This is a genomic window from Microbacterium sp. NPDC055599 (assembly GCF_053618975.1).
Window position 1 is genome coordinate 45,339 of sequence record NZ_JBSHIM010000008.1, and the last position, 13,416, is coordinate 58,754.

At 71.1% G+C, this 13,416-nt stretch carries 12 protein-coding genes; 6 read left to right on the plus strand and 6 right to left on the minus strand.

The window, feature by feature from the left end:
- The first annotated feature begins 21 nt into the window (after nucleotides 1-21).
- From ACWGQ1_RS09365 to ACWGQ1_RS09380, 4 genes are all read left to right on the plus strand, one after another.
- Complete coding sequence (locus ACWGQ1_RS09365) at nucleotides 22-714, plus strand: phosphocholine cytidylyltransferase family protein (RefSeq protein ID WP_136030312.1); 693 nt, start codon at nucleotides 22-24, stop codon at nucleotides 712-714.
- An 81-nt stretch (nucleotides 715-795) separates the two neighbouring features.
- Nucleotides 796-1,803, plus strand: coding sequence for a hypothetical protein (locus ACWGQ1_RS09370; RefSeq protein ID WP_452312842.1), 1,008 nt, complete (start codon nucleotides 796-798; stop codon nucleotides 1,801-1,803).
- Nucleotides 1,804-1,893: 90 nt separating this feature from the next.
- The gene (locus tag ACWGQ1_RS09375; RefSeq protein ID WP_206253148.1) at nucleotides 1,894-3,483 is read left to right on the plus strand and encodes an acyl-CoA carboxylase subunit beta; all 1,590 of its coding nucleotides are present in this window, start codon (nucleotides 1,894-1,896) and stop codon (nucleotides 3,481-3,483) included.
- Nucleotides 3,480-3,728, plus strand: a complete 249-nt coding sequence (locus tag ACWGQ1_RS09380; protein ID WP_206253146.1) for an acyl-CoA carboxylase subunit epsilon — start codon at nucleotides 3,480-3,482, stop codon at nucleotides 3,726-3,728. Before ACWGQ1_RS09375 ends, ACWGQ1_RS09380 begins: the two co-directional genes overlap by 4 nt.
- Nucleotides 3,729-3,749: 21 nt before the next feature.
- Here the strand turns inward: ACWGQ1_RS09380 and ACWGQ1_RS09385 are convergent, their stop codons facing one another.
- The 5 genes from ACWGQ1_RS09385 to ACWGQ1_RS09405 all read right to left on the minus strand — a co-directional run bounded on the left by ACWGQ1_RS09385 (nucleotide 3,750) and on the right by ACWGQ1_RS09405 (nucleotide 9,379).
- Nucleotides 3,750-4,982, minus strand: coding sequence for an ROK family transcriptional regulator (locus tag ACWGQ1_RS09385; protein ID WP_206253144.1), 1,233 nt, complete (start codon nucleotides 4,980-4,982; stop codon nucleotides 3,750-3,752).
- A gap of 216 nt (nucleotides 4,983-5,198) precedes the next feature.
- Nucleotides 5,199-6,218 carry a DUF962 domain-containing protein gene (locus tag ACWGQ1_RS09390; protein ID WP_206253142.1) on the minus strand — a complete coding sequence of 340 codons (1,020 nt, stop codon included), beginning with the start codon at nucleotides 6,216-6,218 and terminating at the stop codon, nucleotides 5,199-5,201.
- Nucleotides 6,215-7,450 carry an ATP-binding protein gene (locus tag ACWGQ1_RS09395; protein WP_452312843.1) on the minus strand — a complete coding sequence of 412 codons (1,236 nt, stop codon included), beginning with the start codon at nucleotides 7,448-7,450 and terminating at the stop codon, nucleotides 6,215-6,217. The genes ACWGQ1_RS09390 and ACWGQ1_RS09395 overlap by 4 nt, the downstream gene beginning before the upstream one ends.
- The gene (locus ACWGQ1_RS09400) at nucleotides 7,440-8,099 is read right to left on the minus strand and encodes a response regulator transcription factor (protein WP_136030323.1); all 660 of its coding nucleotides are present in this window, start codon (nucleotides 8,097-8,099) and stop codon (nucleotides 7,440-7,442) included. Before ACWGQ1_RS09400 ends, ACWGQ1_RS09395 begins: the two co-directional genes overlap by 11 nt.
- Nucleotides 8,100-8,140: 41 nt before the next feature.
- Complete coding sequence (locus ACWGQ1_RS09405) at nucleotides 8,141-9,379, minus strand: class I SAM-dependent RNA methyltransferase (protein ID WP_378823894.1); 1,239 nt, start codon at nucleotides 9,377-9,379, stop codon at nucleotides 8,141-8,143.
- A gap of 23 nt (nucleotides 9,380-9,402) precedes the next feature.
- Here ACWGQ1_RS09405 and ACWGQ1_RS09410 point away from each other — a divergent pair, with 23 nt between their 5' ends.
- Both ACWGQ1_RS09410 and ACWGQ1_RS09415 read left to right on the plus strand, forming a co-directional pair.
- Complete coding sequence (locus tag ACWGQ1_RS09410; protein ID WP_241115746.1) at nucleotides 9,403-10,038, plus strand: Maf family protein; 636 nt, start codon at nucleotides 9,403-9,405, stop codon at nucleotides 10,036-10,038.
- A 78-nt stretch (nucleotides 10,039-10,116) separates the two neighbouring features.
- Complete coding sequence (locus ACWGQ1_RS09415; protein ID WP_136030327.1) at nucleotides 10,117-11,883, plus strand: acetyl/propionyl/methylcrotonyl-CoA carboxylase subunit alpha; 1,767 nt, start codon at nucleotides 10,117-10,119, stop codon at nucleotides 11,881-11,883.
- A 72-nt stretch (nucleotides 11,884-11,955) separates the two neighbouring features.
- Here the strand turns inward: ACWGQ1_RS09415 and ACWGQ1_RS09420 are convergent, their stop codons facing one another.
- The gene (locus ACWGQ1_RS09420) at nucleotides 11,956-13,404 is read right to left on the minus strand and encodes an NAD(P)H-quinone dehydrogenase (RefSeq protein ID WP_136030329.1); all 1,449 of its coding nucleotides are present in this window, start codon (nucleotides 13,402-13,404) and stop codon (nucleotides 11,956-11,958) included.
- Between the last annotated feature and the right edge of the window lie 12 nt (nucleotides 13,405-13,416).

Genomic DNA, 13,416 nt, shown 5'->3' on the forward strand with positions numbered 1-13,416 from the left:
CAACTTCCTTTAGGAGCACTCGTGACTCTTCAGACCGTCATCCTCGCAGCCGGCATGGGCTCTCGACTCGGCCGCGCGCTGCCCAAGCCGCTGACCGAACTCAACGACGGCCGCACGATCATGCGCCAGCAGCACGACAACATCCGCGCCGCCTTCGGCTCTGATGCGCGCATCACCACCGTGGTGGGCTATCGCGCCGAGACGATCATCGAGGCGTTCCCGAACGTGAACTACGTCCACAACGACCGCTACGACGAGACCAACACGTCGAAGAGCCTCCTTCGTGCGCTCGGCGCCACCGGCCGCGGCGGGGTGCTCTGGATGAACGGCGACGTCGTGTTCGACCCGATGATCCTCGGCCGCGCGGTGGAGTACATCGAGCGCGACCAGTCGTTCGTGACCGTCAACACCGCCAAGGTGAGCGACGAAGAGGTCAAGTACACGGTCACGGCCGAGGGCTACATCAAGGAGCTGTCCAAGACCGTCAAGGGCGGGCTCGGCGAGGCAGTCGGCATCAACTACATCTCGTCCCGCGAGAAGAAGGCGTTCATGCGTCAGCTGCAGCGAGTCGAGGACCAGGACTACTTCGAGCGCGGCCTCGAGCTCGCGATCGCCGAAGACGGCCTGCTGCTCGAGCCGATGGACGTCTCGGACCTCTACGCGGTCGAGGTCGACTTCGCAGAAGACCTGGAGCGCGCGAACCTCTTCGTCTGATTCCACGACACCGAGATCCCCTGTCCCCCGCGGACCGGGGCTCTCGGTGTTTTCGCGGTGGAATTCCGTAGGATCGGCGCCATGGCCCCCAAGGTGCACAAGATCCACTCCCTGCCGGATGACGCCCCGTGGGACAAAGGCATCCCGCCGACCGGCTCACCCGAACACCCGATGATGGTGCGCGGCCTCGACCGCGTTCTCTCTATCCAGCGACCGCTCGTCCTGGCGCACATCCGGAGCATCCGCCTTCGCCACCCGCACGCCACGCCCGCGGAGATCATCCGCATCCTGGAGCGGCGGTACCTCGCGGCGGTCACGGTCGGCGGCGCCGCCGTCGGTGCGACCGCGGTGGTCCCCGGGATCGGCACCGGCGTCACACTCGCGCTGTCCGGCGTGGAGACGGTCGGTTTCGTGGAGTCCACGGCGCTCTTCGCGCAGTCGGTGGCCGAGGTCCATGGGATCGCTGTCGGGAACCCCGACCGCGCGCGGGCGCTGGTGATGACGTTGATGCTCGGCAAGGAGGGCGTCGACCTGGTCGGTCAGCTGGCGGGACAGATCGCGGGGCGCGGGGTCAGCCGCTCGGCGTACTGGGGCGAACTCGTGACCAAGTCGCTGCCTCGTGCTGCCGTCGGCCCGCTGGTCGATCAGTTGAAGAGCATGTTCGTGAAGCAGTTCGCGGCGAAGGGCGGCGCATCCTTCGTCGGCAAAGCCATGCCGTTCGGTATCGGCGCGGCGATCGGCGGGGCAGGCAACCACCTCCTGGGCCGCCGCGTGCTGACGACCTCGCACCGGGCGTTCGGGGCAGCCCCCGTCGATCTGCCCTCGGAGCTGGAGCCGGTGCCGGGTGCGGAGAAGCTGGAGCTGCGCATGCTCCGCGGAGCCCGCTACGCCGGCAACGCGGTCGCGGGAGCAGCCGGAACGGTCGCTCGTGGAGCGGGCTGGGTGGGCCACCGCATGGGCGAGGTCGCGGGGCGACGTCGCGGGGACGCGGTCGCGGAGCTCGACGAGGGCGAGGGCGAGGGCGAGGGCGAGGTCGCGGGCGACCACAGCCTGCCCGAGCGTCCGGGTGCGGACACCGCCGAGCGGTGACGGCAGGGCGCGCACCTCACCAAAGGATCGCCCGACCCGTTGTGCCGAGCATCCAACGGACGCGACGACGGCGACGCTAGGGTGGAATCCGTGACGGACAAGCCCGACCTCTTTACCACCGCCGGCAAGATCGCGGATCTCCGCGCCCGCTACACCGAGGCCGTCGTCGACGCCGAGGCGAAGGCGAAGGAGAAGCAGCACGCGAAGGGCAAGATGACCGCCCGCGAGCGCATCGAACTCCTCGTCGACCCCGGGAGCTTCGTCGAGTTCGACGAGTACGTGCGCCACCGCACGACCGCCTTCGGCATGGACCGCTCGCGCCCCTACGGCGACTCCGTGGTCACGGGCGTCGGCACCATCCACGGGCGCACCGTCGCGGTCTACTCCCAGGACTTCTCGACGTTCGGCGGCTCGCTGGGCGAGGTCGCGGGCGAGAAGATCGTCAAGATCATGGAGTTCGCCCTCGCCGGAGGCATGCCGTGCATCGGCATCCTCGACTCGGGTGGCGCGCGCATCCAGGAGGGCGTGGTCGCGCTCGGGAAGTACGGCGAGATCTTCCGCCTGAACACCCGCGCGTCCGGCGTGATCCCCCAGATCTCCATCATCATGGGCCCGGCCGCGGGCGGCGCCGTGTACTCCCCCGCGCTCACCGACTTCGTCATCATGGTCGACAAGACCAGCCAGATGTTCGTGACCGGTCCCGACGTGATCAAGACCGTGACCGGCGAGGACGTCGGCATGGAGGAACTGGGCGGCGCCTACACGCACAACACGCGTTCGGGCGTGGCGCACTACCTCGCGGAGGACGAGGACGATGCGATCGACTACGCGCGCACGCTCCTCGGCTTCCTGCCCGACAACAACATGGCGGAGCTCCCCTCGTACGAGAGCGCGTTCGAGTTCGAGACCACCGACGCCGACCGCACGCTCAACACGATCGTCCCCGACTCCCCCAACCAGCCGTACGACATCCACACCGTCATCGAGCACGTCGTCGACGACGGCGACTTCCTCGAGGTGCAGCCGCTCTTCGCGCCGAACATCGTGATCGGCTTCGGCCGCATCGAGGGACGTTCCGTCGGCATCATCGCCAACCAGCCCTCGCAGATGGCGGGGACCCTCAACATCGAGGCGGGCGAGAAGGCCAGTCGCTTCGTGCGGTTCTGCGACGCGTTCTCCATCCCGATCGTGACGCTCGTGGACGTGCCCGGCTACCTTCCCGGCACCGACCAGGAGTGGACCGGCGTGATCCGCCGCGGCGCCAAGCTGCTGTACGCGTACGCGGAGGCGACGGTCCCGCTCGTCACGGTCATCCTGCGCAAGGCGTACGGCGGCGCCTACATCGTCATGGGGTCCAAGCAGCTCGGTGCCGACGTGAACCTGGCCTGGCCGACCGCCGAGATCGCCGTCATGGGCGGCCAGGGCGCCGTCAACATCCTGTACCGCGGGGAGATCAAGAAGGCCGAGGAGGCCGGGGAGGACGTCGCCGCGGTCCGGACGCGACTCGCGAACGAGTACACGTACAACGTCGCATCCCCCTTCCTCGCCGCAGAGCGGGGGGAGCTCGACGGCATCATCGAGCCGGCCAACACCCGGGTGTCCGTGGCGAAGGCCCTGCGCGCTCTGCGCGGCAAGAGGGCCGAGCTGCCGCCCAAGAAGCACGGGAACATCCCGCTGTGACGGCGCAGGACGCTGCGGCGGAGGGCACGGCAGCGGCCCCTCCGATGCTCGAGATCACCCGGGGCACGGCGACGGAGGAAGAGCTCGCCGCCCTCATCGCCGTGATCGGAGACGCCTACGCCACCGAACAGGCGGAGGCGACGGTCGACGAGCCGCGCGTCTCCGCGTGGGAACGCACGCAGCGCCCGCTCCGGCGTCCCCTGCGCCGCGACATCCCCTGGGGCCGCTTCTCCGGCCGAGGCTGACGGGCTCGGCCGGAGGCACGTTCACCGGCCCAGCAGAAGGTCGGACGTGCGCGGCGTGAGCATGGAATCGAGAACGACGCACGCCGCGCCGACCGCACCGACGTCGTCGCCCACCACCGTGCTCTGCACCGGGAGCGCCCGGACGGCTCGCGTCGCGCTGGACCGCGCGAGCCGCGCGGCGACCTCCGGCAGCGACAGGTCGGCGAGGCGTCTCCAGAACGGACCGCCGAACACCACCCGGTCCACGTCGAGCAGGTCCGTGAGCACGAGCGTCAGCGTCGCCAGGTGTTCGGCGGCACGCTGCACGACAGCCCCCGCCGACGCCTCCCCGGCCGCGGCCCTGACACACAGTTCGGTGAGGCTCGCGTCGAGTGCGGCCCTGTCCCCGGGGCGCCGACCTCCGGCGAGAACCCCGAGCTGCTCCGCCCGTTCCACGATCGCCTCGGGGGTGCACACCACGTCGACGCAGCCCCGCGAGCCGCACGCACACCTCGGCCCCTCCGGATCGACCACGATGTGCCCGATCTCCCCGAGGTTGCGGGTGCTGCCACGCACCGCCTCGCCGTCTCGCACCACGGCGGCGCCGAGGCCGGTACCGAGATAGAGGAACACGAACGAGTCGTCGGACGGCCCGCGCCGCGTCCACAGCTCGCCGACAGCCGCTGCCGTGGTGTCCTTCTCCAGCACGACCGGCAAGCCGATCGCGGCCGCCAGATCGTCCTGCAGTGCCACCCGGTGCCAGCCGGGCAGCTTGGGAGGATCGATGACCGTGCCCCGGGTGGCGTCGAGCGGTCCCGGAGCAGCCACGCCCACCCCCGCGATCCGCTCGCGCGGCACTCCCGAGCCCTCGACGAGCTCCTCGATCTGCGCCGCGAGATCGGCCAGGATCAACGACGGGGCCTCAGCGGGCGTCGCCATGCTCGACCGCCGCACGACCTCCCCGGCGAGGTCGAGCAGCACGAAGGTCGTCACCGCCGGATCGAGGTGCACGCCGACCGCGAACCTGCTCTCCTCCACCAGCCGCAGCATGACCCGCGGCTTGCCCGGTCCGCTGATGGTCCGACCGGCTTCCCGGATGAGCCCCTCGTCGAGCAGCCGGCGCGTGATGTTCGTCACGGTCTGGGCCGAGAGCCCGGTGACCTGCGCCAGCTCGATACGGCTCAGCCCATCGACCGCATGCCGGACCGCCTCGAGGATGACCGACTGGTTGAAGTCGCCCATCCGCGGAAGGTTGGTTCCCCGCCGTGTACCCATCGTTCGATGATCCTCCTCACGCGTCGCTGCGCGTGTCCCCCAAAATACCTACAGACAAGGTGTTGACGACCCCGCAGACTGAAGGGGACGCTTCGCGTTCGGCTGGTCTCTCTGTCCCAGGGTAGACAGACGCTGATCGGCCACCAGCGGACGGTTTTCGGGTAACTGTCCGCACGGCGAGGGGCAGGCGATATCGCCGCCCCTCGCCCACTCTCCTCACGACCGCCGTGCGGGCTCGCTGCCCGCCTCGCGCACGATCTCGTGCCACAGGTCGACCGAGTCGTCGTCCGCTGCGCGCCGTCCGGCACGACCCACCACGGTGACCGCCACCAGGGGGTCTTTGGCGGAGCGGATGATGATGCGGCCGGTCCCCGCCGAGCGCAGCACCTGCGCCAGCTCGTCCCGGATCTCGATCCGTCGGTCCTCACCGATGCCGTCCAGCCCGCCCTCGTCGAACACCGTCACCGATGCACCGCGTCGACGGGCGGCCTCGATCGCATCGCGGACGTCGTCGTTCAGCAGGTCCGCCCCGCGCAGCTCGTCGCGCAGCCGCCCCTCCGCCAGTCGCGCCTCCAGCCGCTCGTCCTCGTCCAGCGCACCGCGCGTGGCGACGACCCGACTCAGCACGGGCCCGGCGACGGCGAGGGCGAACTGCGTGCGCAGTCGCCGCTCCCGCTGCCGCACGCGCTGCGTGGCGTGCCAGGCCGACACCGCCTGCTGGATCTCGGAGAGCCGCTCCGTGTCCCTGACCGCCCTGTCCCAGAACATCACCAGGAGCTGCGCGACCACCACCCACATGATCGAGCCGACCACGCCCAGGTTCAGAGCGACGCCGACGCCGAGCGCCGCAGACGCCGTGGCGACCAGGATCACCAGGGCCGACCACCCGATGACGGGTCGCCGCCGAACGACGCACACGACGGCCAGCAACCCGAGGCCGCCGATGTACCACGTGGCGAACGGTGCCGTACGGTCGGCGGGGTCGAGGGACACGGTGACCAGGACCGGGATCACCGCGGTCGCCGCCAGCGCGAGCAGCGACGTCCACAGCGGCATCCGCACGGTCGCGGGATGCCCGAGGATCGCGACGGTGACCACCGCGAGGAACAGTCCGATACCAAGCACCATGAGCAGCGGTGCCGTCGGCTGCTCGATCCACCAGACACCACGCGCGACGAAGTACAGCGCGAAGCCCACGGCCAGCGACGTCGCGACACTGCGCACCGTCCGGTTCACGAGCGCTCCCATCCGAGCGTGACCGTCGTGCCGCCCTCATCCGACACGATCTGCGCGGTGCCGGCGACACCGGCCATGCGCGCGAGGATCGATGCGCGGATGCCCAGCCGGTCGGGGCCGATCGCGTCGACGTCGAAGCCGGGGCCGTGGTCGGAGATCGTGACCGCGATCCCCTCGTCGCCGTGGCCTTCCGCGACGATGTGCAGTCCACGTCCGTGCGCGTGCGTCACCGCGTTGCCGATCGCCTGCCGCGCCGCGAGCACCAGTGCTCTGGCGGCACGTCCGGGGATGAGGCCGATGCCTCCGCGCTCCTCGACGATGGCGTCCGCGCCGAGCTCCGACAGCGCCCGGCGCAGCTCGACGACGATCTGTGCGGTGCCGACCGGTTCGTCGCTGCCCTCCTCCGCCACCGCGGCCTCCGTGTTGGCCAGCCGCGTCAGCGCCTCCCTGGCCATCGCGACCGCGAGCTCCTGTGCCCTCTCCCCGTCCGCACGCTCCGCGGCGATCAGCGCGGCGAGCACGCTGTCGTGCATGAGCGCCGACATCGCCACCCGCTCCTCCTCCGCGGCGGCCGCGGCGGCCGCGGTGGCGTAGGACGCCACCGCCGTGCCCCTCGCCTCGTCGACGCCTCCCGCCACCGACCGGAACATCCAGCCGAGCGACACGATGACCACGCCCAGGATCAGCGTGAACGACACGTCGAACGCGGTCGTGACCCAGAACTCGCGCGAGAACCCGCCCTGCACCAGCCGGACGTAGCCGTACACGAACGGCACGCCCACCGCCCACGCGAACTGCAGCCGAAGCGGGAAGGCCAGCATCGCGGCGACCACCCCGACGTTCACCAGGAAGAAGATCCAGGGCTGCGCGCCGGCGACCTTGTCGGCGGGGTCGACGACGACGGGCCACGCGGCGAGCGCGACCACGTAGACCACCGCGAAGATCCCCGCGGCGACGCGTACCGCGCGGCCGACCAGGCACGCCACGAGCATGACGATGAGCGGGACGAAGACGACCACGAGCAGGAGCATGTGCGGCACATCGGCCCTGGACAGGGTCGCGATCGCGGCGATGAGCGCCTGCACGCCGAGCACCGCCGAGCCCAGCGCCACCACGATCGCGAGGATCCGCTCCATCCGCTTCGACGTGAAGCGCTCGAAACCGCTCTCCACGCTGCCGGGAGACGGGATCTTGCTCCAGGCGTCGCGGACGCTGAGCGGCTCAGTGGGCACTCGGCGCCCCGTCGGCGGCCACGATGCCGTCCTCCATCGCCCGTCGCAACAGGTCGACCTTGGTGGGGGCGGGCCGCCCGACCTCGACGTACTTGACCCGGATGCGGGTGATGTTCTCCTTCGCGGTGGAGTAGGCGACGCCGAGCCGCTCGGCGACCGCCTTCAGCGGCAGCCCCGTGGCATACAGCCGCAGGACCTCGCGCTCTCGCGTGGAGAGCTGGGCATCCGCGAAGGCCCGGTCGCCGTCCACCGCACTCGCCCACTCGACATTGTTCAACGCCTCGCCCTGGGCGACCGTGCGGATCGCGTCGAGCACGTCGTCGAGGGCCGAGGACTTGCTGACCACGCCGGCGGCACCCGCCGCGAGCGCCTCCCGCACCGCGGCCGGCCGGTCGGCGACGCTGTGGATGACCACGCTCGCCCCGTCTGCCACGAGCGAGGTGACGTTCTCGGTCACGGTCGTCCCGTCACCGAGGGTGAGGTCGAGCACCACCACGTCGGCGGGCGGCACGACCGCGCTGGACCGCCACGTCAGATACGACCCCACCGTGCTGCCGGAGAACACCACGGTCTGCCCGTCGCGGGCGAACGCGGCCTCGAGACCGAGGCGGACGGACTCGTGGTCGTCGATGAGGGCGACGGTGCTCATGCCCACAGCCTACTGAGTCCCGCTCGCGGGTCGCCGCGCCGTCAGCGGGTGAGGAGCGCGACGACCTCGAAGTGATGCGAGTGCGGGAACAGGTCGAAGCCGCGCAGCGTCCCCACCCGCCACCCGAGCTCGCGGAACGTGCCGAGGTCGCGGGCGAGCGCCACCGGGTCGCACGCCACGTACACGACCGCCTCCGGGGCGAGCGCGTGCACACCCTCGACGACCGCGCGACCCGCACCGGCGCGCGGCGGGTCGAGCACCACGGCGCCCGTACGACCGCGGCTCGACGCGCCGGAGAGGAAACGGTCGACCCTGGCGGTCACCGCCGACACCTCGACCGGAGCGAGATTGACCTTGGCGTGCTCGGTCGCCCGCCTGCTCGACTCGACGGTGACGATGTCGGTGCCGCCCAGATCCGCCAGCGTGCGGGCGAACAGTCCCACCCCGCCGTACAGGTCGTAGTGCGTCGCCCCCGGGTCCACCCGCCCGTCGAGCAGCCCGTAGACGGCGGCGTCGAGCACCGAGGCCGCGCGCGGGTGCACCTGCCAGAAGCCGCCGGCGTCGACCTGGAACACACGGTCGCCCGCGCGCTCGTGCACGACCTCGGGCGCGGGTCGGCGGCCTCGGCGCGGAGCCCGCCGCTCGGACTCGGGGTGACGCAGCACCCGGACCTCGCCGTCGGCCGGCTCGACGAGCTCGATGCGGCCCGGCTCACCACCGTCGAGCGCGAGAGCGGCGGCCTCGACCGCCGGCCGCGCAAGCGGGTACGAGCCGACCGGCACCACGCGGTGGCTGCGCGCCGCGAACGGGCCGACGACACCGCGGTCGTCCACGTGCAGGGTCACCCTGGTGCGCCAGCGCGCACCGTCTCCGGACTCCACGGCCTCGATCTCCGGCGCCTCCAGCCCGGCGCCGGCGAAGCGGTCGAACGCCTCGCTCAGCACCTGGCGCTTCAGGACACGCTGCTGCCCGAGCTCGATGTGGCCCAGGTCGGCGCCGCCCGGACGGTCGGCGGGGTCGCGCGACACGTCGGCCTCCGGCCACAGGTGCGGGCGCCGGTGCGGGGAGGCCTCGACCACCTCGACCGTCTCGGCGCGCCAGAAGCTGCGCGTGTCCGCGTCCGCATCACCCGCGGGGATGAGCAGCCGCGCCCGCACGCGCTCTCCGGGGATCGCGTCGGAGACGAACACCACACGACCCTCGTGACGGGCGACGAAGGTCCCTCCGTGGGCGATGCCGGTGATGTCGAGTTCGAGCACGTCGGCTGCGGAGGAAGTCATCCTTCGAGGATACGGTGGTGCACATGCGCGTCTGCCTCGCCTCCACGTCTCCCGCCCGGCTCATGCTGCTGCGCCAGGCCGGCATCGAGCCGCTCACCCTCGCGCCGGACGTCGACGAGGACGCCCTCGCCGCCGCGGCCGAGGAGCGCGTGGGCCCGCTCGCACCCGCCGACCTGGTGCTGCTGCTCGCCAGGGCCAAGGCGGCGGCCGTCGCCGAGCGGCTGAGCGCCGACGGCGACTTCGACGGCCTGGTGATCGGCGGCGACTCGATGTTCGAGCTCGCCGGACGCGTGTACGGGAAGCCGTATACCCCCGAGGAGGCGACGCGCCGCTGGCAGGAGATGCGCGGCGCCACCGGGGTGCTGCACTCCGGGCACTCCGTCTTCCGGGTCTCCCCCGGTGCGACCCCGGTGGAGGCGACCGCCGTCGCGGAGGCCGCGGTGACCTTCGCCGACGACCTGGACGACGCGGAGATCGCCGCCTATGTCGCGTCGGGTGAGCCCCTGCTCGTGGCCGGTGCCTTCACGGTCGACAGCCTGGGCGGTGCCTTCATCACCCGTGTGGAGGGCGACCCGTCCACCGTGGTCGGCATGTCCCTGTCGACCGTGCGCCGCCTGGCGGGTGAGCTCGGGGTCCGCTGGACCGACCTGTGGTCGTAGACTCCCCTCCACGTTTTCGATCGTTTCTTGTCGAGAGTCGTCAAAGGGATCGGGGGGCTACTCGCTAGGCTGGCAAGCATGCCTGCAATCGCCAAGGTGCTCATCGCCAACCGCGGCGAGATCGCCGTCCGCATCATCCGTGCCGCACGCGACTCCGGGATCGCCTCGGTCGCCGTCTACGCCGACCAGGACCGTGACGCGCTGCACGTGCGTCTCGCCGACGAGGCCTACGCGCTGAGCGGCTCGACCAGCGCCGAGACCTACCTCCAGATCGACAAGATCCTCTCCGTCGCCCGCCGCGCCGGTGCCGACGCCGTGCACCCCGGCTACGGCTTCCTCGCCGAGAACGCCGAGTTCGCACGCGCCGTGATCGACGCGGGCATCACCTGGATCGGCCCGTCGCCCGAGGCCATCGAGGCCCTCGGCGACAAGGTCACCGCGCGTCACGTCGCCGAGAAGGTCGGCGCCCCGCTCGCCCCCGGCACCCCCGGCCCCGTCGCCGGCGCCGACGAGGTCGTGGCGTTCGCGAAGGAGTACGGCCTGCCCATCGCCATCAAGGCCGCGTACGGCGGTGGCGGACGCGGGCTCAAGGTCGCCCGTGAGCTCGACGAGGTCGCCGAACTGTTCGAGTCGGCCACGCGCGAGGCGGTCGCGGCCTTCGGTCGCGGCGAGTGCTTCGTCGAGAAGTACCTCGACAAGCCGCGCCACGTCGAGACCCAGTGCCTGGCCGACGCCGCGGGCAACGTCGTCGTCATCTCCACGCGCGACTGCTCGCTGCAGCGCCGTCACCAGAAGCTCGTCGAGGAGGCTCCGGCCCCGTTCCTCACCCCGGAGCAGAACGAGCAGCTCTACACCGCGTCGAAGGCCATCCTCAAGGAGGTCGGCTACGTGGGCGCGGGGACGTGCGAGTTCCTGATCGGCGCCGACGGCACGGTCTCGTTCCTCGAGGTCAACACGCGCCTCCAGGTCGAGCACCCGGTGTCGGAGGAGGTCACGGGCATCGACCTTGTGCGCGAGCAGTTCCGCATCGCCGCGGGCGGCACCATCGACTACGACGACCCCCAGCCGCAGGGCCACTCGATCGAGTTCCGCATCAACGGCGAGGACCCGGGTCGCGGCTTCCTCCCCCAGCCGGGCCCGATCCACGTGTTCAAGACGTTCGGCGGCCCCGGGATCCGCCTCGACTCCGGCGTGACCGCTGGCGACTCCGTCTCTGGCGCCTTCGACTCCCTGCTCGCGAAGATCATCGTCACCGGCAAGGACCGTGCCGAGGCGCTCGAGCGCTCGCGCCGCGCCCTGGACGAGTTCGAGGTCGCGGGTCTCCCCACCGTCATCCCGTTCCACCGCAAGGTGGTGCGCGACGCCGCCTTCACGGCGGAGGACGGCGACTTCGGCGTCTACACGCGCTGGATCGAGACCGAGTTCGACAACGACATCCCCGCGTGGGACGGCGAACTGGAGTCCCCCGCCGCCGCAGGTGCACGGCACACGGTGGTCGTCGAGGTCGGGGGCAAGCGCCTCGAGGTGAGCCTCCCCGACCGCGTCGCGGTCTCCGCCGGCTCGTCCGGACGGCCCGCTGTCGTGCCGCCGTCGCGCCGCAGCCACACCACCACCGCGAACGCCGGCGCCTCCGGCGACGCCGTCAAGTCGCCCATGCAGGCCACGGTCGTGAAGGTCGCGGTCGAGGACGGCCAGCAGGTCGTCAAGGGCGACCTGGTCGTCGTGCTCGAGGCCATGAAGATGGAGCAGCCGCTGCAGGCGCACAAGGACGGCGTGGTGGGCAACATCAACGCCGACGCCGGGGCCACGGTCTCCGCCGGGCACCAGCTCCTCACCATCAGCTGACACCCGGAACACACAGGAAAGGGCACCCCGCCGCGGCGGGGTGCCCTTTCCGTGTGCCCGGAGGAGCGGGACTCAGGAGATGTTCACCAGGTGCATGGCCCGGCTCGCATCGGTGATGCTGCTGGACAGCGACGGGTAGGCCGCGAACACGCGCGAGACCTGGTCGACCGTGAGGCGCCGTTCGACGGCGATCGCAATCGGGTAGATCAGCTCGGATGCCTTCGGCGCGACGATCACGCCGCCGATCACGGTGCCGGAGCCCTTGCGGGCGATGAGCTTGACGAACCCGTCCTTGATACCCATCATCTTCGCGCGCGGGTTGGCGGCGAGGGGCAGCTTGTAGACCATGCCGTCGGCCAGGCCGTCCTCCACGTCCTTCACCCCGTAGCCGACCGTGGCGATCTCCGGGGCGGTGAAGATGTTCGACGTGATCTTGATGAGCTCGAGCGGGATCACGATGTCGCCGAGGGCATGGAACACCGCCGTGCGGCCCTGCATCGAGGCCACCGAGGCCAGGGGGAAGAAGTTCGTGCAGTCGCCCACCGCGTACACGTTCGGCACCGACGTGCGGGCCACCCGGTTCACGCGCACGTGGCCGGAGTCGTCGAGCTCGACGCCCGCTTCCTCCAGCCCGATGCCCGCGGTGTTCGGGATCGAGCCGACCGCCATGAGGCAATGGCTGCCCTCGACCGTGCGGCCGTCGGACAGCGTCACCGTCACGCCGTCGCCCGTGACCTCCACCTTCTCGGCGCGGGACTTCGACAGCACCTGCATGCCGCCGCGCTTGAACACCTTCTCCAGCACCCGGGCGGCGTCCTGATCCTCGCCGGGGAGCACCTGCTCGCGGCTGGAGACGAGGGTGACTTTCGCGCCGAGGTTCATGTAGGCGGAGGCGAACTCGGCGCCGGTGACTCCGGAGCCGACCACGATGAGGTGCTCGGGAAGCGCCTTCATGTCGTACAGCTGCGTCCACGTGAGGATGCGCCTGCCGTCGGGCTTGGCGGAGTCGAGCTCGCGCGGCGACGCGCCGACAGCGACCACGATGGTGTCCGCCTCGACGCGGTCGAAGTCGGTGCCGCGCTCCCCCGTCGAGACGACGATCGCGTTCGGACCCTCCAGACGACCGTGGCCGGAGAGGATGCGCACGCCCGCGTCGAGAAGGGTCGTGCGCATGTCCTCGGACTGCTGCCCGGCCAGCGCGACCAGCCGCTTGTTGACCGCGGCGAGGTTGATCGCGATCTCGGGCTTGAGCGGCTTGCCGTTCTCGCCCTTCGCGTAGAAGTTCACGCCGAGGTCGCTCGCCTCGGAGATCGCGACCGCGGCGTCGGCGGTCGCGATGAGACTCTTCGACGGCACCACATCGGTGAGCACGGCCGAGCCGCCCACCCCCACGCGCTCGACCAGGGTGACCTCGGCTCCGAGCTGGGCGGCCGCGAGGGCCGCCTCGTAACCGCCGGGTCCGCCGCCGAGCACGGCGACGCGCTGAGTGCGCTCGAAAGTGGTGGAAGACATGCTTTCCATTCTTCCCCAATC